The 21,782-nt window shown below is 40.2% G+C and carries 15 protein-coding genes; 12 read left to right on the top strand and 3 right to left on the bottom strand.

The genetic code is table 11. The features are described from left to right. Window positions 1–91: 91 nt before the first annotated feature. Window positions 92–5,617, bottom strand: a complete 5,526-nt coding sequence (locus DMZ48_RS13980) for an alpha-2-macroglobulin family protein (protein ID WP_143955784.1) — start codon at window positions 5,615–5,617, stop codon at window positions 92–94. Window positions 5,618–6,043: 426 nt separating this feature from the next. Between DMZ48_RS13980 and DMZ48_RS13975 the strand changes: the two genes are divergently transcribed. The 7 genes from DMZ48_RS13975 (at window position 6,044) to DMZ48_RS13945 (ending at window position 12,768) form a co-directional block, all read left to right on the top strand. Further along, window positions 6,044–7,393 (top strand): TolC family protein, encoded by a 1,350-nt coding sequence (locus tag DMZ48_RS13975; protein ID WP_242009213.1) that lies wholly within the window; start codon window positions 6,044–6,046, stop codon window positions 7,391–7,393. A gap of 4 nt (window positions 7,394–7,397) precedes the next feature. Further along, on the top strand, window positions 7,398–8,660 hold the full coding sequence (locus DMZ48_RS13970) for an efflux RND transporter periplasmic adaptor subunit (protein WP_143955783.1): 1,263 nt from the start codon (window positions 7,398–7,400) through the stop codon (window positions 8,658–8,660). Beyond that, a complete protein-coding gene (locus DMZ48_RS13965) occupies window positions 8,660–9,400 on the top strand; it encodes an ABC transporter ATP-binding protein (protein WP_143955782.1) in 741 nt (246 codons plus the stop codon). Before DMZ48_RS13970 ends, DMZ48_RS13965 begins: the two co-directional genes overlap by 1 nt. 1 nt (window position 9,401) lies before the next feature. Further along, window positions 9,402–10,622, top strand: a complete 1,221-nt coding sequence (locus DMZ48_RS13960; RefSeq protein WP_143955781.1) for an ABC transporter permease — start codon at window positions 9,402–9,404, stop codon at window positions 10,620–10,622. Window positions 10,623–10,628: 6 nt separating this feature from the next. Further along, window positions 10,629–11,669 (top strand): sensor histidine kinase, encoded by a 1,041-nt coding sequence (locus DMZ48_RS13955; RefSeq protein WP_143955780.1) that lies wholly within the window; start codon window positions 10,629–10,631, stop codon window positions 11,667–11,669. A gap of 4 nt (window positions 11,670–11,673) precedes the next feature. After that, window positions 11,674–12,405: a LytR/AlgR family response regulator transcription factor gene (locus DMZ48_RS13950; protein WP_143955779.1), complete on the top strand. Its 732-nt coding sequence runs from the start codon at window positions 11,674–11,676 to the stop codon at window positions 12,403–12,405. 186 nt (window positions 12,406–12,591) lie between these two features. Further along, complete coding sequence (locus DMZ48_RS13945) at window positions 12,592–12,768, top strand: histone H1 (protein WP_143955778.1); 177 nt, start codon at window positions 12,592–12,594, stop codon at window positions 12,766–12,768. A 510-nt stretch (window positions 12,769–13,278) separates the two neighbouring features. On the opposite strand, the gene DMZ48_RS13940 is transcribed toward DMZ48_RS13945, so the two are convergent. Beyond that, entirely contained in the window at window positions 13,279–14,097 is an 819-nt protein-coding gene (locus tag DMZ48_RS13940; protein ID WP_143955777.1) for a hypothetical protein, read from the bottom strand. Window positions 14,098–14,267: 170 nt separating this feature from the next. Between DMZ48_RS13940 and DMZ48_RS13935 the strand changes: the two genes are divergently transcribed. From DMZ48_RS13935 to DMZ48_RS13915, 5 genes are all read left to right on the top strand, one after another. After that, a complete protein-coding gene (locus DMZ48_RS13935) occupies window positions 14,268–14,996 on the top strand; it encodes a helix-turn-helix domain-containing protein (protein WP_143955776.1) in 729 nt (242 codons plus the stop codon). Between the two features lie 397 nt (window positions 14,997–15,393). Further along, window positions 15,394–16,179: a threonine/serine exporter family protein gene (locus DMZ48_RS13930; RefSeq protein WP_143955775.1), complete on the top strand. Its 786-nt coding sequence runs from the start codon at window positions 15,394–15,396 to the stop codon at window positions 16,177–16,179. Window position 16,180: 1 nt separating this feature from the next. Continuing rightward, window positions 16,181–16,675 carry a threonine/serine exporter family protein gene (locus DMZ48_RS13925; RefSeq protein WP_143955774.1) on the top strand — a complete coding sequence of 165 codons (495 nt, stop codon included), beginning with the start codon at window positions 16,181–16,183 and terminating at the stop codon, window positions 16,673–16,675. A gap of 177 nt (window positions 16,676–16,852) precedes the next feature. After that, window positions 16,853–18,373: a serine hydrolase domain-containing protein gene (locus DMZ48_RS13920; protein ID WP_143955773.1), complete on the top strand. Its 1,521-nt coding sequence runs from the start codon at window positions 16,853–16,855 to the stop codon at window positions 18,371–18,373. Between the two features lie 215 nt (window positions 18,374–18,588). Next, window positions 18,589–19,965 carry a TlpA family protein disulfide reductase gene (locus DMZ48_RS13915; RefSeq protein WP_143955772.1) on the top strand — a complete coding sequence of 459 codons (1,377 nt, stop codon included), beginning with the start codon at window positions 18,589–18,591 and terminating at the stop codon, window positions 19,963–19,965. A 167-nt stretch (window positions 19,966–20,132) separates the two neighbouring features. Here DMZ48_RS13915 and DMZ48_RS13910 read toward each other — a convergent pair whose 3' ends face one another. Then, on the bottom strand, window positions 20,133–21,626 hold the full coding sequence (locus tag DMZ48_RS13910) for an SLC13 family permease (protein ID WP_143955771.1): 1,494 nt from the start codon (window positions 21,624–21,626) through the stop codon (window positions 20,133–20,135). Between the last annotated feature and the right edge of the window lie 156 nt (window positions 21,627–21,782).

Genomic DNA, 21,782 nt, shown 5'->3' with positions numbered 1-21,782 from the left:
CAGAATGATTAATCCTGATGCTATTTTATGTTTTTGGAAATATTTTAATCCATCTTTCACCATCCGTAACGATCATCCTGTTCAGTAATTCCTAGGGAATGACTTTTATCCAACGTCCACTTGTTCTTACTGAATATTCATTGTCATACATGGCGTCTGCCTGCACTCCGGGAAGATAGTAAGTACCCAGATAGGATGCATTCAACAAGATTCTGAAGGTTTTGGTTTCCCGTGATTTCAGATCAAAGTAGAACATGGCACGATCATCTCTTAGATCGGTGTGGTCGGCAGGATTTTCTGCAAAATCTCCAAAATCTGTGAATCGCGTGTTAACGATCTCCCATCCACTCGGAAAGATCTCAGTTAAGGCAACATCTTGGATGTCAACACCCTTAAGATTCGATATCGTGACCTCTGCAATGAAATCGGTACCCTGCATGAGGTTATCTATGGATAACAGGGTTCCGTCTTTTCCTTTATAGGTAACAACCGCCTTAAGATTTCGTTCCGTTACCTGCTCTTCTCCTACCGGTAATATTCCTGTGGTCAGGACATTGATGAAAAGCGTGGCAGAACCTTCATTCTTAACTTTGAGCGTGTTATTAGAGTCGTTTATTTCCATCGGTCGCAGCGCGATCGATCGGGTCGTACTGACCGATTCATTCTTACCATTGAGGGTATAGGAAGCTTTGATTTCCTTGCCACCGATATAGGCCGCAAATTTTGCCATACTCAGCAAGGAATATGCGGTGGTTTGTGTGCTCATCCAGCGATTTTCATCGAGTGCCCCGGCTACTTGCTCCGCCATTTCGCGGCTTTCCTCTTTTTGATCGAGTAGAATCAGTGTTTCCAATGCCATTGCACGGTTTCTGTTTGCATCGCCATAAGTGAAGTAATCATACTTAACCGGTATAAAATCTGTATTGACAGTTTTATAGATCTCGGATGCTGCAGACTTTTGTCCGATCATCGCATAGGCAGCTGCCAGACGATGACGGGCATCATTAGAAATTCCCGGAGTCTCCCTAAGTCGGTTCATCGAAGAGATATCTGCTTGACCGGCCAGTGCAAGAGTGAACAATCGATAGGCCTGAGATAACCCATTTTTATCCAAACTGTTTCTCCAGCGTTTGGCTTCAAGACGTTGGTGATCTATCCAGGAAGATTTAAATCCTATAGGTAACACATAACCTTTCTTTTCAGCTTCCAGCAGGAAATGGCCTGCATAGGACGTTCCCCAGTCACTAACCGTTCCTTGTCCGGCCCAATAGGAGAATCCGCCGCCGGGTAACTGAAAGTTTCTGAGTCTGTTGATAGCATCTTTAATGTTTTTATCGATCGCCTGCTTTTCCTTTTGTGTCAGATCGGTGATAGCACTTAAAAATAATTGAGGAAAAGCTGCTGAGGTCGTTTGCTCAACACATCCATGTGGATAGTTGATAAGATAGGATAATCTTTTCGACAAATTCATGGAAGGTAACGTGGAAAAGGTGATTGAACCGGAATTACTTCCGACAATACCAAAGGTTGTTACCGGTATTTCCTGAGAGGTACCCGGTTCCAGGATTAAAGCATTGATCTCTGAACTGACAGGATTCGGATTTACTACATCCACTTCAACATCATAACTTGCTTTTTCACCATTTCCGGAAACTTCAACTGTGATTTTTCCGATCGGCTGCCCCTCTTTGATCTTCAGTTCGAAATAGGTCATTTTTTCATCCGGTTGCGCAAATGAAATGGATTGCACAGTCTCACCCACATTCTCAAAAGCATTGTTCGACTTTATACGTACACTGGCATTCTTAACTTTGGATTCCATAGCGAATACAGTAACCGGTAAGGTCACGGTCTCACCCGGAGTTACTTTGCGCGGAAGGGATGCTAATACCATCAGGGGTTTACGAACCGGAGTGGCAACTTCTGAATTTCCAAAAGCCCCTGAATTAATATCTCCGGCGATGACCATGGTTCTTACGGAACCGATATACTTTGGAATTTTGAGCGTGTGCTCAGCGGTTTTACCTTTGGCTAAATGAAATGGACCTAAATATCTGACCATGGGTTCAAATCGATTTGCTTTCTTGTTTTTCGCACCTGCAAGAGATTCATCACCACCGATACTGAATACCTGATCGATCCTGCCACCAAAGGCTCCGATGACATCATCATAGATATCCCAGGTTTTAACACCCAATGCTTGTCTTGCGTAGAAGGTACTCCATGGATCCGGAGTCTTGAATCGGGTAAGATCAAGAAGTCCTTCGTCAACCACAGCGACGGTATAGGTCATTTCCCTACCATTTTTTTCAGAAACTTCAATGGTCACCTTTTCTTCAGGTCTCAAAACTTCCGGCATGGAAATAACTGGTTCCAGAATCGTTTCCGGATCGTTTACCTTGATGGGTACCACGCCATACATTCGGATCGGATTGTCGTTAAGGGTATTCGCATGGGGTTGTAAAAGGCTTATATGAATATAAACATTCGGCGTATAATTGTTCTTGACAGGTAGTTCATATTTAGTTTCTCCATTTACTGTAGGAATCCACATTGCGTCGATAACTTCAGTACCATTCTCAACGGTAAGCAGTGCCCGGCTGTCTTCACTGCTGGGAAAGGTGATCACCGCCTTATCACCAGGCTGATAGGTGTCCTTGTCGGTTGAGAAGACCAACATAGTTGCTGCTGTCGGATCGTTCTTTTGCGATTTACCTGCCCAACCCGGCCAATCGATATAGATCACTTTTCCAGTGGTATGACCGCTCACCGGATCCTCTACATGAACCAGATATCGACCCCAGGCAGGATATTTTATTTCAAATTTGAATTCACCATGGCCATCACTACCGGTGGATACAGTTGTATTGAATACCTTATCGTGATAACTTTCAGAATTAAAGGTTGCAAAATTCTCCTCGGAAGTATTCCACCACCAGCGCCAGTCGATCTTATAGATATTTACTTTCAGACCTTTTGCAGATCTGGGTGAACCATCTTCGTTCACGGCAGCGACCTGAAATCTGTGGGGCGTATCCGTGAGTAACATACCACGTGTTCGGTCCCCTTTCGGCGCTTTGATTCCAACATACGATTGATAGGGCGAATAGGTTTCCGAGAAGACATCGGTGCTAAAATCACCACCGTTCTCATAAACCTTGGTGATAAAGGAAGCTTTTAATTTACCGGGGGCCTTGGAGGTGAGCTGAGGATTGACCGTAAAATCAGCCTTCCCCTCATTATCGATCTTACCTTTGAAGATCTCCAGTTCTTCTGTTTTGAATTTCCGTGTGGGATCGTCAAAGGTGAAATCATTAAATTTTGAGAAGGTGGTTGACTGTCCCGTGAATTTTGCATTGATATCTGCCTTGAGATTTCTGGCAATGGCCCCATGTAACCAGGTTACTTCAAGAGAACCGTTCACGGCTTTGCCTGCTTTTAGTTCATCTTCCTCAAAGGCTGCCTTGATTTTTAAACGATTGGGTTTGATCGTTTCAATTTTAAGAATTTTATGGAAGCTGACACCTCCAACTTTAAAATCGGCTCTCCAGTTACCAGTCGGAGCATTGGCATCCGTTTCGGCCTTGACCGTATAAAAATTATTGATTCCGTTTTGAAGGATCTCACGCTTGATCACCTTTCCATAAGGATCGCTTAATTCGAATTTTACAGGATGATTATCGGGGACGTCATTCGCTTTATCATCAAGGATAAAAGAGAGAAAGAGGGTATCTCCTGGTCTCCAAACACCACGTTCTCCATAAATATATCCTTTGATTCCTTTTTTAAGTTTAAAGCCGGAAACGTCAAAATTACTGACTGAAAGTGCATTTCCATCTTCGAGTTTTAAATAGGTCTTTTGATTATTTGAACTAGCCACGGCGAAGAACGCAGGTGAAGGACTGTCAAATATGGCAAATCCATCCTGGTCAGTGGTAGATTTACCAATAGGTTGTTGCTGGAAATTATAGAACGTCACCTCAACTCCCGGTAAGGGCTGGGTAGAAACCAGGTCATTTACCGACACGAAATAGGAAAGATTCTCACCTTTTTTAACGGTTAATCCAAGATCTGTTGCCAGAATATTGGTGGTTACTTCCTTATCGTAGTAGTAAGAGATCGTACATGGATCATCCCGTTCCCTCCAGTTATAACCGGACCAGTTCTCATAATATTCAGCATTGTCCCAGTAACTGGATTCCTCGGGTGCGTCATCGAAATCGATCTCTTCTTCTAAAACTTGCGTGGCTTCTGATCCGGCAGTATTTTCACACACATAAGTGCTGTATTCCTTTTTAAAATCTAATACAACCCTGTAAATGGCACCGGGCTCCGGGTTAATAATCTCAGAAAGATCCAGTGCGCTTGCTCTCCATTTACCGATGGAACCCGTGATATGCTCATCCAGTCGGATAACTTTCTTTGCTACCGGTCGTCCCACACGTCTCAAATTCGATTGAGCGTTGAGATCTTCAACTTGTAAGAACTGTAAAATATTATTCTCGAAAATCTTAATAACGGTTACATCTATTGCTTTTAGATTAACGGTTTCAAAATTGATCTTCAGATTGGTGGAAGAGGGGAGAATGGTGGCATTACTTAGAAAACGAACATTAGGTTTGATCTGCTCAAAGGCGATCATTTCATTATAAATGTGCTTGAGTTTATAACCATCTTCACTTTCAATTCCCTGAAATACCTCTAGTCTGTTGGTTCCTGATAACCTTTTACCCGTATATACTCTTAATATGTTTCCGGATACTGAAAATCTCAGTTTTTCAGTGTTTTCCAGTACTACCAGACCATCGAATTGCTGTCCTTTTTTAAGAGGATTGGAGAAATTTATGCGTATGAATTGTTCTTTTCCGTCGATCACATCGACATCGATCACTGTAAAATTGTTTTTACCCGGAATTTTTACGGTTGCACTTCCCTGGCTATCGATATGGGCTGGTTTTCCATCCCAGGTTACTAATATTTCAGAATCATCCACAAATCTTTGGATACTGTCTATCGTAAAGTGAAGTTGTGTTCCGGTATCGGAGAGATTGTCGAATTTGACTTTTAATTCCTTATCACCCTGATGTACGCTTATAAGTTGTTGGGCGGTTTCAGCAGTAAGTTTATCACTACTTCTGAAAATTCCCGTCATATACTGAAAATCGCTGTCATATGATTGAATTTCATCGGTATTGACACTGAATTGCTGCTTGATGGTCTTAACATGAAAAGTGAATTCCTCCAGTTCTTCTCCGACATCGGGTCTGATGGATTTGAGATCGAATAGCAACGTATATTCCGTGTCACCGGTCAATTTTTCTGCAGGAATAAAGGCGATGGTTTGATTATTCAGAGCCACGACCTTCCCTTTAACACGGGGTTTGATGGTTAGTAGATCATCATCCAGCTGCATATCCTTGGTCCAGCCCTGTACAGGTGTATGAAGCACTATGCGAATATCCGACCAGGACGAGATCAGTCCGGGCGATACCTCTGAAATATATTCCCTGTAATTGAACAGATTGTCCTTTTGTTCTTGTGTCGTCTGTGATTCCTCATTACAGCTGATCACTGTAATGGATAGTAAAAAGAGTAATACGATCTTCTTAAGTAGCATTTATGGTATGGTTTGGAAATTGAAATATTGCCTAACCCAAAATCATATTAAAAATTGATTGAAATACAGATGGTTTAAGGCAATACAATTATAAAGAATTCTGACGATTTATTCCTGTAAGAATTCACAATATTGTAAGATAATTTCTTCACAGGGTGGTTTATAATTCATCATGTGATAGATCCATTCCGCCGATGGAACTGAAATATTTCATCGATACAATGATCCTGAACGCCGACGTGATTCCCCGGTACTTCTATTCTATACTACATAGGTCCCGTTTATGCAGTTATTTCGTATTGAAATTCAATTACATTCTATAAATCAGTGTGTTGTATTTTTTTAAATGAAACTATGAAACTCCTGGTTTCCCTATAGCGTAAAAGTGATACAGGTGGTTCCAATCAAACTTTTTAAGTATAAAATATGTGTTCTAAAATCAAAATTTTAAGTCTTGTTGCAGTACTCGGGTTCTTTCTGGGGTACGGTCAGGAACAGCGAACATCCATAGATCCGGCAACGAAAGAGGTGTGGACTTTTGAAGAGTGCTTGTCCTATGCATTGGACAATAATCTTAACGTGCTCAGTGCAAAGCTCAGCTTTCAGAGTGCAGAGGTGAATCTTAAGGAATCGAAACAAAGCAGATTACCTTCTTTGTCAGGGGCTGTTTCTGAAAGTTTTACCAATGGTACGAGTATTGACCCGATTACCAGCGATTTTGTTAATCAACAGATTTGGTCAACCAGTGTTGGTTTGAATACCCAGGTCACTTTATATCAGGGGAGTCAGTTAAATAACCAGATCGCACAGAATAATTTGCTGTTGAATCAGAACTCTTTTTTCGTTAAAGCCGCGGAAAATGATGTAAGTCTGAGCATTCTCGAATCGTATCTGCAGGCGCTATATGCTAAGGAAGCTATCAATGTTGCCGAGAATACACTGGAAAGTTCTTCCAGAGAATCGGAAATTGCAAAGGCGAGATATGAAGCCGGTGCAATTGCCAAACGTGACTATGCCGACGCAGTTTCACAGATGGCTACGAATCAATATAATCTAATCGAAGCAAAGAACAATTATCAGGCGCAGGTATTGATGCTGAAACAAATGCTCGAACTCGGACCTGAGATCGAATTCGATATTCAGGAGCCGGATCTTTTGGATAATGGGGCAAAAGTACTGGAGGAAAAGAATGAGATCTTCCGCACTGCCATGGAGATACAGCCAGAGATTAAGGCCAGTGATCTTGATGTTGAAGTAGCGGAAAAGGACATACAGATAGCGAAGGGTGGTTATCTTCCCAGCCTGAATCTTGGAGGGAGTGTAAGTACCGGTTATACGAATACTCAGGATCTTGCTTTCTATGATCAGTTCGAGGGTAATTTTAATCAACGTGTTAGTCTGTCACTCAACATCCCGATCTTCAGTAAAGGTACAAACAAAGCGAAACTTGAAAATGCTAAGATCGCTTTGGAGCAGGCTAAGATCTCCAGACAATCTGAAGAGAAGGCAATGTTCGAAAAGATCGATACAGCCTGGAGAAATGCGTTGGCGGCTCAGGAACAGTTGAGTGCATCTTTGGCTGCACAGGATGCTGCAGAACAGTCTTATAGTTTGGCGCAAAAACAATTCGATGTAGGCCAGATCAGTATGACCGATCTAATCGTAAGTCAGAATACTTATACCAATTCAACTCAAAATTATATTCAGTCAAAATACCTCAGCATTCTCTATTCAGAACTGCTTGAGTTTTATAAAGGAAATCCAATCAAATTATAACGTGATGAAAGGAAAACAAAAATCCCGAAAATTAGTTTACGGAGGAATCGGAATTATCGTATTAGCTGCCGTAGCGTATATTTTTTTAGCGAATGATACAGAGGCACCGGTCACCGTGAGTACGGTACCTGTGAAAAAAGGAAGTATCGCCACTGTGGTCACCGCAACAGGCACCATTGAGCCTTTAAAAACCGTATCGGTAGGTACCCAGGTTTCCGGAGAGGTTTCAAAACTGTATGCCGATTATAACAGCGTCGTAAAAAAGGGGGATTTGATCGCAGAGATCGATAAGACCAATTTGCTGGCAACTTTGGAACAATCCAAGGCAACCTATGAAAATGCCCTTAATGAACTTAATTACAGGGAAGGAATCTATAAGCGTCAGAAAACTCTTTTTGAACAGGAAGTGATCAGTCAGGCAGATTATGATGAAGCCAATTATAATTATCTGAATGCAAAAAGTAATGTAACTCAAACTAAGTCAGATCTGCAAAAAGCAAGGACGAATCTGAGCTATGCAACCATCTACTCTCCTATAGATGGTGTGATTCTTTCCCGAGAGGTCGATGAAGGACAAACGGTGGCTGCAAGTTTTGAAGCACCAACCTTATTTACAATTGCTGAAGATCTGAGTAAAATGCAGGTAGAAGCCAATGTCGATGAAGCTGATATAGGAGATGTAAAAGAAGGACAACGGGTAACATTCACCGTGGATGCCTATCCGAATTCTGTATTTGAAGGAGAAGTTACTCAGGTACGTCTGGATCCCACAGAGGAGGAGAGTGTGATTACCTATAAAGTTATTATACATGCAGGGAATCCTGAATTCAAACTAAAGCCCGGGCTAACCGCAACTGTAAGTATTTATACCAAAGAACTCAATGATATATTAACACTCGAAGCGAAGGCGATGAACTTTCACCCTGGTACAGAAATGATGAACGCTTATAGATTGCAGGAAGGATTGATGACAGGAAATTCATCTCGCCCTGATGACGTTGGTGCCTCACCGGAAGCTCCATCACAAGAGGATCAAAAGATGGTATGGGTGATGAATGCCGATAGAATGATTCATCCCACTCCGGTAACTACAGGGGTGAGTGACGGTATCAATGTAGAGATCAAGTCCGGTTTAGAAGCCGGCGAACAGGTAGTTTATGATTTGAGCAGAAATGTCGAGGTAAGTACTGATACCGGATCTGGGGGTAGTCCTTTTATGCCGAAACCGCCGGGAAGAAATAATGATAAATCGAAATCTTCGAAATAATGGACAAAGGAATATTACATCTGCACGAATTGAAACGAGAGTTTCGCATGGGACAGGAGGTCGTGCAGGCTCTGAAAGGGGTAAGTTTTGACATTCATAAAGGAGAGTTCGTTACGATCATGGGTTCCAGTGGCTCCGGAAAAAGTACCATGTTGAATATCCTGGGCTGTCTGGATCAGGCAACTACAGGAGTCTATGAAATAGATGGTATTCCGGTAGAACAAATGACCCGAAACGAACTGGCTGAAATAAGAAATAAAAAGATCGGGTTTATATTTCAATCTTATAACCTCTTACCAAGAACGACTGCGATAGAAAATGTAGAATTACCCCTGTTATATAATAGCAGGGTATCTACGGATGAAAGAAGACACAGGGCTGTTGAAGCTTTAAAAATGGTCGGACTTGGAGAACGTCTCGATCATACGCCAGCGCAGTTATCCGGTGGACAGCAACAGCGTGTTGCGATCGCCAGATCACTGATAAACGATCCGGTGGTTATTCTAGCTGATGAGGCTACAGGTAACCTCGATACGCGAACTTCCTACGAGATCATGTCGCTTTTTCAGGATCTGAATGCACAGGGAAAGACCATTGTATTTGTGACACACGAAGAGGATATTGCGAGTTTCAGTAGCAGGACCATAGTATTGAAAGATGGTTATAAAGTATCTGATACCTATAATGATGATATATGGATAGCCGCAGATCACCTGGCTGAATTGCCAAAACCCGTTTAAAATGAGAGTACTAAATTTATTAAAGATATCGTGGAATGCGATACAGCAAAATAAGGTAAGAGCTTTACTGACCATGCTCGGTGTCATCATCGGTGTTGCTTCAGTGATTGCGATGCTCGCTATCGGTGAAGGTTCTAAAGAAAGCATCAAAGAGCAGATCTCGAGTATGGGATCGAACATGATCACCATCAGGCCGGGAGCTGGTTTTCAGGGTGGTGTACGAACGAATCCTTCCAGTCAGCAAACCCTGAAGCTCGAAGATTATCTGGCAATGGAAAAGGACGTGGATGCCATAACCGAAGTCTCTCCTGTGGTGAACGGTCAGGGACAGGTGATCTACGGATCAAATAACTGGCCTTCTACTTTATATGGAGTCGCTCCGGGTTATATCGATATTCGCGTGCTGAAGATCGCTGAAGGAAGCATGTTTACCGAGGCAGAAGTTAATAGTTCTGCTAAGGTAGCGGTGATCGGACAAACTGTTGTTGAAAATCTTTTTCCGGACGGAGAGGATCCTTTGGGTAAGACCATCCGATTCAATAAGATTCCTTTTAAGGTGATCGGTGTTCTTGAGGCTAAGGGAGAGAATACATTCGGACAAGATCAGGATGATATTATTCTCGCACCTTATACCACGGTTCAAAAGCGAATATTGGCAATCACCTACGTGCAAAGTATCGTCGCATCAGCGATTAGTGAAGACACGGCACCGGATGCGGTAGATCAGATCAGTGAACTTTTAAGGGAGCGTCACAATATCGGAGAATTTCAGGAAGATGACTTCAATGTGATGTCAATGGAACAACTTATTTCTACGTTCAGCAGTACCAGTGAGATGCTTACGGTACTTTTAGTGGCCATAGCCGGAATCTCACTATTTATCGGTGGTATTGGAATTATGAACATTATGTATGTTTCAGTAAAAGAAAGGACCCGGGAAATTGGACTGAGAATGGCGGTAGGAGCTAAAGGTTCTGACATTCTGGTGCAGTTCCTGATCGAAGCGATACTGATAAGTGTAACGGGAGGTATCATTGGTGCTTTACTGGGTATAGGTGTAACACAGATCATCGAAAAGATTTTGATGTGGCCGGTGATTATTACGACTTATTCTATTTTCGTATCTTTTGCCGTATGTGCGATAACAGGTATATTCTTTGGGTGGTATCCTGCAAGAAAAGCTGCTGCGCTGGATCCTATCAATGCATTACGCTATGAATGATGAATTATGATTAGTAAAAACAACCGATATCTGCCGATACTGTTACATCTGCTGGTATGGACGATCCTTTTGGTCTTCCCCTACGTGCTCGCTCCACAGGATATAAGTATAGAAAGAATTGCAGCCCATAGTTGGTTTCCGATTCTCTGCTATGCCATAGTATTTTACATCAACTATTTTCTTTTGGTCGAACAATATCTCTTCAAAAAGAAACATCTGGTTTACTTCGGGGTAAATGTACTGATGATCGCAGTGTTTGTGTTTTTAATCATCAATGTAAAGGATGTACTGGATACAGATCCGGATGCGCATAGAAAAGTGGCACCCCCGAAGAAATTCTTTATTTATTTTGAAAGTCTGCCCTTTGTGGTACCGGTCATTTTTGCAGTATTGCTGAAAACGATGGATCGATGGAAGCGGCTTGAATCCGATAGGAAGGAGGCTCAGAAAATGAAACTGGAATCAGATCTGCAAACGCTGCGTTATCAGATTCAACCACATTTCTTTTTCAACTCCCTCAACAATATTTACGCAATGGTGGACACCGCACCTGAGGGTGCAAAATCTGCAATTCATAGTCTTGGCAAACTCATGAGATATCTGTTGTATGAGACGGATGTTACCAAAGTTACCGTGAGTAGAGAAATGGACTTTATTCAACGCTATATCGAATTGATGCGTTTAAGGGTTCCTGCAGGTACCATCATAGACTACGAATTACCATTAGCCGCACATGATATCAGCATCCCCCCACTATTATTGATCAGTTTGATCGAAAATGCATTTAAGCATGGGATATCAGCGACGGCTCAATCGGAAGTCCATATAAAAATAACCATTGAGAATGGGGTATTACATGCTAGAGTGGAGAACACTTCTTTTCCTAAACAGCATGATGATAAAAGTGGTTCCGGAATCGGACTCTCGAATTTGAGAAGGAGGTTGGATTTGCTATTTGAACCTGATGAGTATGTACTGAAGACCGAAACTGAAAATGGATTTTTTGAGGTAAATTTGAAATTACCGGTAACAAAGCGAAATCCATAATTTTATGAAAGAACTCAATTGCATTGTGGTAGACGACGAACCGATGGCTTTAGATCTAATTGAGAGCTATGTATTAAAAACTCCTTTTTTAAAGCTCGCAGGGAAATGCAATAATGCTTTTGAAGCTATGCAGTTGCTTAAAGAAGAGAATATAGACCTGATTTTTATGGATATTCAGATGCCAGACCTGAACGGCCTTGATTTTTCGCGAACGTTGAAAGGAAAAGCACGTCTTATTTTTACCACCGCTTTCGATCAATATGCTATCGAAGGTTATAAGGTAGATGCCCTGGATTATTTATTAAAACCATTTGATTATACCGAATTTCTGGCCGCTGCGAGCAAGGCTTTGGATTGGTATCAGATAACAGAACGAAATAATCAGGATTCTGGTGGTGAAAGAAAACCGGCAAAGGAATACCTTTTTGTACGGTCGGAATATCGTCAATTAAAGATCAGAATTGATGATATTCTGTACTTTGAAGGGTTGAAAGATTATATAAAAATTTACCTGAAAGATCAGCAAAAACCTATTTTGACCCTAAAAAGTCTTAAATCTATCTTCGAAGAACTACCTGAAAAGCGATTTATGCGTATTCATCGTTCTTTTGTGATAGCCCTGGATAAAATAGATGAAATCGAACGAAATCAGGTGGTTATACAAGGAAAGAGAATCACAGTTTCCGAGAGTTATCGTGATGATTTTCAGGAGTATATATCTAAAAACTCATTTTAAAAATGTCGATGGATTTGGGGTTGTTTATGGGAGATTAGTTCGAAATTTTCACCCTATAAAAGACAGGAAAAATCCCCTTTTATGCTGTATAACACGGGTTAATATAAAAAAATCAGAATAGAAATCACAGTGGGCATTTCTAAAACAATTAGTTATCTTGCCTCACGTAATACTAAATTTTAATTTATGAAAGACCTATTGAACAAGATCGATGCGGAATTCGAGACTTTTAAGACTGAATCTGCTTTACAAGCTGAAAAAGGAAATAAGGCTGCTGGAACAAGAGCACGTAAGTCTGCTCTGGAACTAAGCAAACTCTTCAAGGAATTCCGAAAAGTATCGGTTGAAGAATCAAAAAAATAAAGAAGAAACCGGCCTTTAGGCTGGTTTTTTTTTTGCAACTCTCCAAGATATATCAGGTTTCAACGAATACGTGCCATTGGCCCGACTAAAATTTTCAATCCACAATCCATAATCCATTCAAATCAATTTTCAATTCTCAATTCTCAATTCATCCATAATCCATAACCCATAATCCTTAATTCTTCATCCATAATTCTTAATTCTTCATCCATAATCTATTCAAATCAATTTTCAATTAATATATGTTACGCTGTTACATGTTACCTTGTGAAGCAGTGAAGCAGTAAAAAGGTTGTTAGCATTCATTCAAATCAATTCTCAATTCATCCATAATTCATAACCCAAAATTCATAACCCTTAATTCTTAATCCAGAACCCATAATCCAGAACCCATAATCCATAATTCTTAATCCTTAATTAATAACATAGAACATCGGTGTTCGGAAAATACTACTTGATTAATTTGGTCAAGACTATATCAGAAGACCGATGTTCTATGTATGTTCAATTTCAGTTTTTTAATTTATTGATTTGAACACAATGTTCATGCTTTCGTGTAAATAGAGCAACCACTGATTTATGAAGTTCTCTGATGAATTTTAAAGCATTATCGTGTAGATTTTCGGGAAGCTTATATTCTTCACCATAACGGACGGTTATAAAAGCATTGTCAAGGGCGAGCAATAGTTGATCGGTAGTGATTTCAGATGCTTCGAACAAAAATGGAAATCTACCCGGATACCGGTTTATAAATCTTGAATGTTCGAGAAGACTATGGCTAAAAAGGCGATCACCCATTAAGATCATTTCCATTTGGGTTAATAGAATCTCACCTGCATTATGAAGGGATAACATTGCATTTGCCAAATTGCCCGATTTTAAGTAAAATGCTGCGCCTTCAGTAAAAGCGTTGATACGTTTATGCTCCAGATCAAAGAAATACCGGGCCCTTCGTAACAGCTCGGAGGTGTTCAGAAATTCAGGACCAAAATAATGATCTGAAATTTCATTGTGATATAACATTTTACCTAAGTTACAGTTGGCCGTAAAGAACAGATTTCCACGATCCAGTTGTTTTTCAGTATGATCGATGGTAAAGCCGGCAATCAGGTGTTTTGGATACTTCTTTGAAATTTCCTGGAAAAGAAGGTTGTCTTCAGAAACGGAGGTTTTCAAATATGCCACGACCAGAAAATTTTTTTTATTTCCGGTGGTCTCTTCTGAATAGAAGATGGTGTCTGGATCTGATTTACAGATGATAAATTCACAAATTTCGCGCAATACGTTCGTATCACCGGAATTTTCGGGAAGGTTTAAATAATGATGCATTTGACATTGGGTGTTATAGTTAATAATAGTTTTAACCCTTTGTTCGCATCGCTGAAAATTGTTAGTACCTGTTGTTCGTTTAGCAACAAATGTATTAACACTCTTCCGGTTTTCAAAATATTTAGACTACTTTTTATAGAAAATAATTTACATTTCTTATATTGTAACTTATGAAACCGATTCAACGAGTAAGACAGTTAATCACCCAAAGGAATATGTCTGTAAGTGCATTTGAAAGAGAAACAGGCATGTCTTCTAATTCCTTGCAGATTGCCTTAAAAAGGAAGTCTAATCTTAAGGATGAGACCCTTATGAAGATTTTACAACGCTTTCCTGAGATCTCAGCTGATTGGCTGCTTACGGGTAGAGGAACAATGATATCGAAAGCCTATAATTATGCACAAAAACTCCCTGATGAATCTCATGAAGCTTTAAGCGAAAGGATTCGGGCATTAAAATCCATCAATTCCGAAAGCTTGTTGAAGGAGATTCCATTAATCTCTCGTGCATATTTTACTATTTATCTCCAGTTCGGAGGGGAATCTGTATGGGTAGAAGAAATGCCTAAAGTCAGACTTCCGGCAGTAACCGGAGCGGCAGATCGTATGTTCAGTATTCCTGACAATGGCTTATTTCCTCATATAACCAAAGATGACTATGCTATTGTGAGCAGACTTATTCCGAAGCCTGATGAAAACTTGATTAATGTGTGTTGTATCGTTATTTCACCGCGGACCGGGATCTGCCTTAGGCTGGTTTCAGATCATGATGACGAGCATCTCCTGTTGCGTAGTGAACTACCTAATTTATACCCGGATCTGATCCTGAAAAGAACACAGAACTTGGAGCTATGGAAGCTCGAACGGGTTTATTCAGCTTCCGTACTGATAAACCCTTAACTCAATTAATTTGAGTTACGTTGTTACAGGTTACCTTTTGAAGCAGGTAAGCAGTAATGCAGGAATCTGTTTACTGTACACCGTTTTTTGTTACAGGGTTACAGAGTTACTGGGTTGCCTGTTACGGAGTCAAATTGTAACACAGTGAAGCAATACGCTGTTTACCGTGATACATAATCATTCTTAATTCTTAATTCTCAATTCTCAATTCTCAATTCTCAATTCTTAACTCTTAACTCTTAACTCATAATCCATAACTAATACCTTCTTTTTAAGGAGGAGATCAACTGTGTTTCGTATATTTACTAAAGAATTTTTACAGTATTTTAGTCCTTCGTTCAAGTTCAAATATCGAGGACTATTTTCGGAGTTTTTGAATCTTAAACAAAATTTTATCTTGTCTGTTAGTACTATTAAAAGTCCTTCTTCTGAAGTTATACAGGAATTGGGAACGGTATTGCTAAATATCGGGATAGCATTGATGAGTTCCGGAGCTTCCACATCCCGTACGCGGATGATCGTCGACAGGGTTGCTACACATTACGGCATGGAAGCTGATTTATTTATAACCCACAGTGTCCTTACTATCACTGTAAGTGATCCTGTTAATGAGCTTCAGTTCAGCAGGTTGAAAAGGACACCTCCTCAGGGTGTTAATTTTACATTGGTATCCGATATAAGCAGAATGACCTGGCGTTTAAAGGAGAATAACTGGACGGTAGCCCAGGTAGAGGAGGAATTAAAAAGGCTAAAGGCATTACCGCATTATCCGAGAATAATTGTATTATTTGCTGTTGGTTTTGCAGATGCTTGTTTCTGCTATTTTTCAGGTGGAAATTACAGTGCAATGGGCGTTGCAATGTTCGCTACGATCGCAGGACTCTATATAAAACAGGAAAGTTTCAAATTAGAATTTAATCAGTATCTCTGTGTTTTTTTCGCCGCCCTGTTGGCAACGCTTCTGGCAGGTTTGTTCAGAAGTACATTTCCGGAAGAAGGCTATAGTGCAGCTTTTGCTTCCTGCGTATTGTTTCTTATTCCGGGGGTACCACTGATCAACACCGTTACAGATCTTTTCGAAGGTAACTTACTGAATGGCCTGATCAGGGCTACACATGCCATGTTGATCGCATTTATGATCGCCTTGGGTATGACCATTTCAATTTTAATATATCATTTTTGATATGAGCGAATTTCTTTACATTATTCTCAAAAGCATCCCGGGTGGATTTGCCGCAGTCGGTTTTGCCATTTTATTCAATGTGCCTAAGCGAACGCTACTCTCCATTTTTAGTTTGGGGTTTATGGTAATATTCATCCGAAATACTGCAATGCAAATTTTTGAGGTAAATATCATTTTGTCCTCATTGATCGCATCCGTTGTCGTAGGTTTTTCAGGTGTGTATATCTCTCATTGGAGAAAGGCACCTCCATTGGTGTTTTCTATTCCAGCGGTAATTCCTGCAATACCTGGTATTTTTCTTTATCGCTTCATGATCGGGGTGATCACGCTGTCAAAAGGAATCGATTATGATCATGAAACGATTTTATATGAGACCATGAATAATGGTCTTAAGGCATTTTTTATTGTGTGCGGACTTGCAGTAGGAGTGATTTTTCCAAACCTGATCTTTAGGAAACAATCTTTTAAGCGTAGGAGAAATATTATCGAAGATTGATTATCTGACCAATTAACCCTAATAAATGACTTCTAAAATGTCAATCACTCCTAAAAATATGAGTTAAATCGAAATATCTTCAACTTTCATTTTTTTATATCTGAAAAAATGTACCTTCATGGAACCTAACTGAGAAACTTACTACGGTGTTATGCGTAAACTAAACTGAACTAACGCATGCGCTACGCACGACTTATAATTATTTTCCTATTGTTCTCCGGATGTAACAGTAGGGAAAAGGATTCTTATAATATTTCAGATGAAACTGAACAGGTAATTCCTGAAGAGCTTGGAGTAGATTCCGGAGTTCTCGCTGATATGATCTATCATTTGAGATCTCAGGATCGAAACGTGAATAGTATTGTGATCAAAAGATATGGTAAGACGATACTTAACGCAGACTTTTACCCTCAGGAACCGAATGATCTTCATACCATAACTTCTATATCAAAAAGTATTGTATCACTACTGGTTGGTATAGCGATAGATAAAGGCATCATTAAAAATGAAAATGAGCCGATCAGGAATTTTTTCCCCGATAAAGAGCGCTTGTTCGATACGGATACTAAACGTTCGATTACCATTAAGGATCTCCTGACCATGCGTTCCGGAATCTGTCCGGGTATGGATCAGGGAGAAAGGTTTCTTGACCGTTTTCTCAAAGAAGAAACTACTTTGGAATATCTGCTTCACGGAGATCTTTTTGATCAACCGGGCACCAAGTTTGTTTATTGTTCTCCTGGAGTTGCTATTCTAATCATGATATTAACCCGGGTCACCGGTAAAGAATTAGATGAATATGCCAGAGAAGTGCTTTTTGAACCTTTGGGAATTACAGCGTTTAAATATCGGACGGGAGAAGAAGTATATAGAGATTCTTCTGGTGAATTCTATTTAAAGTCGGACGATCTTGCTATTATCGGGGAGCTGGTGCTTCAGAATGGCAGGTGGAAGGGAAAGCAAATGATCTCGGGTAAGTGGATCAGGAATTCCCTGAAAAAGCAGGTTGTACTTCCCGGAAATGAAGGATATGGTTATTTATGGTGGTTGCGGGAAGGAAATCAAAGCTATATAGAAAGTCAGGGTAGAGGAGGACAACGTTTATACATTTTTCCCGATGAAAAAATTGTGATGGTCATTTATGGTTCCGGTTTTGAACCGGGTGGCCTTCTTGATTATTTAAATTCGGCTATAATTTCAGAGAATGCGATACCGGAGAATTTAGATGCAAACCTCAAGCTAGAGGAACAACTTGAAGCAGCAAAACAACCCACAAGATTATCAGGATTACAGGAGATTCCGGATTCATGTTATGTATATTTTAACAGGGAGTTTGAATTTTTAGAAAATGAGACAGGACTCAGAAAGTTTGAGATCGACACTTCCGGATCCGGGGTATGGCAACTTAAGATTCATTATAATGATAGAATCAAAAATTCGATTGTTACCAGGGTGATTCCTTTTGGAATACACGGAGAATATGTGACTTCTGTATTGGAGGATGTACAAACCAAGGCTGCTGCCAGAGGTGGATGGACCCAGGGCAATTATTTTTATATCGATTATTATTTGTTTTCCGAGGCACATAGGTATGAGAACATTTTTTATTTCGCAAACGATACTGTTCGGATCAAATTCGCAGATGCCGGTGAAAATGTACGTCCTGTTTTGAATAAAGCGGTCCCTGTAAAAAATTAGGAGGAAACAGAATCCTAGCAGAACTTATTGATTTTCGTTAAAATTTCGAATTGATTTAGGGGTATTTCAATCGTCAAACGTTTTTGTATAAATGGCATTTCTTTAGGAATGCCTGTACAGGAACCGAATGATGCTATTTTTTTATCTGAAAAGGGGGGAATAAGTAGGCAATTGGGTTTCGAATTATTAATTAAAAGACAAACTGAAATTTACCTATGAAAAAATCTCTCTTATTATTGTTAGCTGTTGGGTTTGTGGGGTGTCAACAACCGTCTAAACCCGAATACACCATCCTGTCCGGAAAAACGAGTGGTTATGAGGCCAAAAAGATCAATCTCTTTAACGGAGACAGGAGTATTTCCAAATCACTGGATGTAAATGAAGATGGCACCTTCAGAGACACACTAATTTTACCCTCTGATTTTTACCACGTATATGTTGGGAGAAGTTATGTAAATCTTTATCTGGAAAATGGTATGGATATCGATGTGACCATTTTCGATTCACAAAGTAAAAAGTTACCTGAAATTACAGGAGTGGGTATAGCGGTTAACCAGTATCTACTGGAGAGACGTCGATTGGAAGAAGAATTAACAGAGCAAGGTGCTGAGATCTATAAATTAGAGGAAACTGATTTTATGGCCAAGTTTAATCAGGTGATAACGAGAGAGCAACAACTGCTGGATACTATTAGTGGACTTACTGGTGACTTTAAGGAAAAAGAGAAAAGAAATATTCAATATGAATATCTGATGGCATTGAAACAATATCCTTCATATCACAGATATTACGCTAAAGATGAAGATTATCAGCCCTCTGAACGGTTGACGGGGCAGATTGATCAGATTTCTTTACATGAGGAAGTCGATTACAGGTTCTCCAATGCATATAGAGAATTGGTTTCTTCAAAATATGCGACCCAGGCGCGTGAAGAAGCAGATGATGATGTCAATGTGAATCGTGCCGACCGATTACTTGCTTTGCTGACGGAAGTACCTAACGAATATATCCGGGAGAAACTAATCGTTCGTTATGGGATGTCGGATATGGCCAAAAGTGATGATCTCGATGCTTATTATAGTAAAATGGCAGCAGCACTTTCAAATACAGAGCATCTTGAAACGGCAAAGGTAAATTATGAGAAGTATAAGAAAATTGAAAAAGGGGTACAATCACCTGAATTTACAGGTTATGAGAATCATGCAGGAGGTTCGAAGTCCTTATCAGAGCTTAAAGGAGAATATGTTTATATCGATGTATGGGCAACCTGGTGCGGACCTTGTAAATATGAGATTCCTTTCCTAAAGACTTTGGAAGGAGATTATCATGGAAAAGATATACATTTTGTGAGTATATCCATCGATGAGGCAAAAGACCATGATAAATGGGTGAATATGGTAAATGAAAAGGAACTTGGCGGAATTCAACTTCTCGCGGATAATGCATGGAAGTCAAAATTCGTACAGGATTATTATATCAATGGTATTCCGAGATTCATTTTACTTGATAAGGAAGGGAAGATCCTTGATAGTGATGCTCCAAGACCTTCCAGTAAAGAGATCAGAGAGATCTTCGATAGCCTGGATATATAAATTATCGGATACATAATATCGAGCTGACAAAAAACGGCAATTTTAGCGCCCGGCACGCGCTGTAGTAATAAAGTTGCCGTTTTTTAAATTTTCAATTATGAACACAAGTAAAAATCTCCTTTTGTATCAAACCTTTGGGAGGGAGAAGATTCAACATCTCATAGATATTAGGCTGAATACCCAAAGATCATAGCTCCCCAAAAGATCGTGAAGACACAGATCAGTAATACTGCTACGATATTCAGCAGAAATCCTGTAAAGGCCATTTGTTTGATCGTAAGTTTGGAGGCGCCGAAGATTATCGCATTAGGTGGGGTGGCGATCGGGAACATAAAGGCCATAGATCCTGCCAGTGTAACAGGGATCATTAGTAGAAGGGGATCTGTGCCTAATTCCTTTGCGAGGCCGCCAACGATGGGTAACATCATCTCGGTTGTTGCTGTATTACTGGTGAATTCGGTAAGAATACTCATCAATGCCGTATTCATTATCATAAAACCTTCAGTGCCTGTATTTAGATGTGTCACCAGGAAATGCCCGAGATAATCGGAAAGTCCGCTTTTCATAAACCCTGAAGCCAGTGCAAACCCTCCTCCAAATAGCAAAACGATATGCCAGGGTATACCCGAAGCTATTTTCCAGTCGGCTAATGCCCGGTCTTTTTTAGAGGAAGGAAGAATGAATAAAAGGAGGGCGACAAAAATAGCGATGCTTCCATCGTTAATAAATGAGGCTTGCGAAAAAAATCGACTCCAACCTGGTAAAACAAAATTGCCTATAGTGATATCAGATCGGAATATCCATAGAAAGACAAGTATATTGAATAGTAGGAAAACACGCTTTTCCTCGGGAGTCATGCGTCCTAGTTTGTTATACTCTTCCTTAAAAAAGGACCCTGGTAAAGGTTTGAATTCCTTTCCCGGTTTATAAATCATATACAGATACCATAATGTGAAAATGAAAAGTATGAAAGCGAGCGGAACTGCAAAAACAAACCAGTTTCCAAAACTTATAGGATCAGCATGAGGAAACATAATATCATAGATTCTTACAAAGGATAGATTGGGAGGGGTGCCCACCAGAGTTGCGATACCACCGATGGAACAACCATAGGCAATACCCAGCAACAGACCCGATGCAAATTTTTGTGTATTCGCTTCACTATAGATGTTCTCCAAGGTATGAATCACCGAAAATGCGATGGGAAGCATCATCATGGCTGTTGCGGTGTTGCTCATCCACATAGACAAAATTCCGGAAGCAAGCATAAATCCGCTCAGGATACGTAAAGGACTTCCCCCGAGTAGCGAAAGGATCTTTAAAGCGATTCGTTTATGGAGATGCCAGCGTTCAATGCTTAATGCCATGATAAATCCGCCGATATACAGGAATATAATATAGTTGATATAGCTTTCAGCAACCACTTTTCCATCCATAACCCCCATAAAAGGAAACAGTACAAGGGGGAGCAGGGAAGTGGCACCGATAGGAATCGCTTCAGTGATCCACCAAAAAGCCATTAATATACCAATGGCGGCGGTAAAGGTAACTTGGGGTTCTCCGGGTTGGAGATCAAAAAAGCTTATGAAACCTATAAAAAAAATAATTCCGGCGATGATCAGCCGGAAGTTTACCTTATCCTGAATTTGAATCGTGGCCATGTAATCCGTTAGTTAGTTGGTCTGATCCTAAAATACGATAATAATTGAATAAGAAAAACAGAAAACGGTATACTGAAAACGGAAAACGGAAAACAGAAAACAGAAAACGGAAAACAGAAAACAGTTTACTGCTTCACTGTGTTACGATGTGACTCC

It is taken from the genome of Robertkochia solimangrovi, from assembly GCF_007279655.1.
Taxonomy (GTDB): domain Bacteria; phylum Bacteroidota; class Bacteroidia; order Flavobacteriales; family Flavobacteriaceae; genus Robertkochia; species Robertkochia solimangrovi.
Note: the sequence above shows the minus strand (reverse complement) of the source record. Positions and strands in the feature narration are given on the sequence as shown.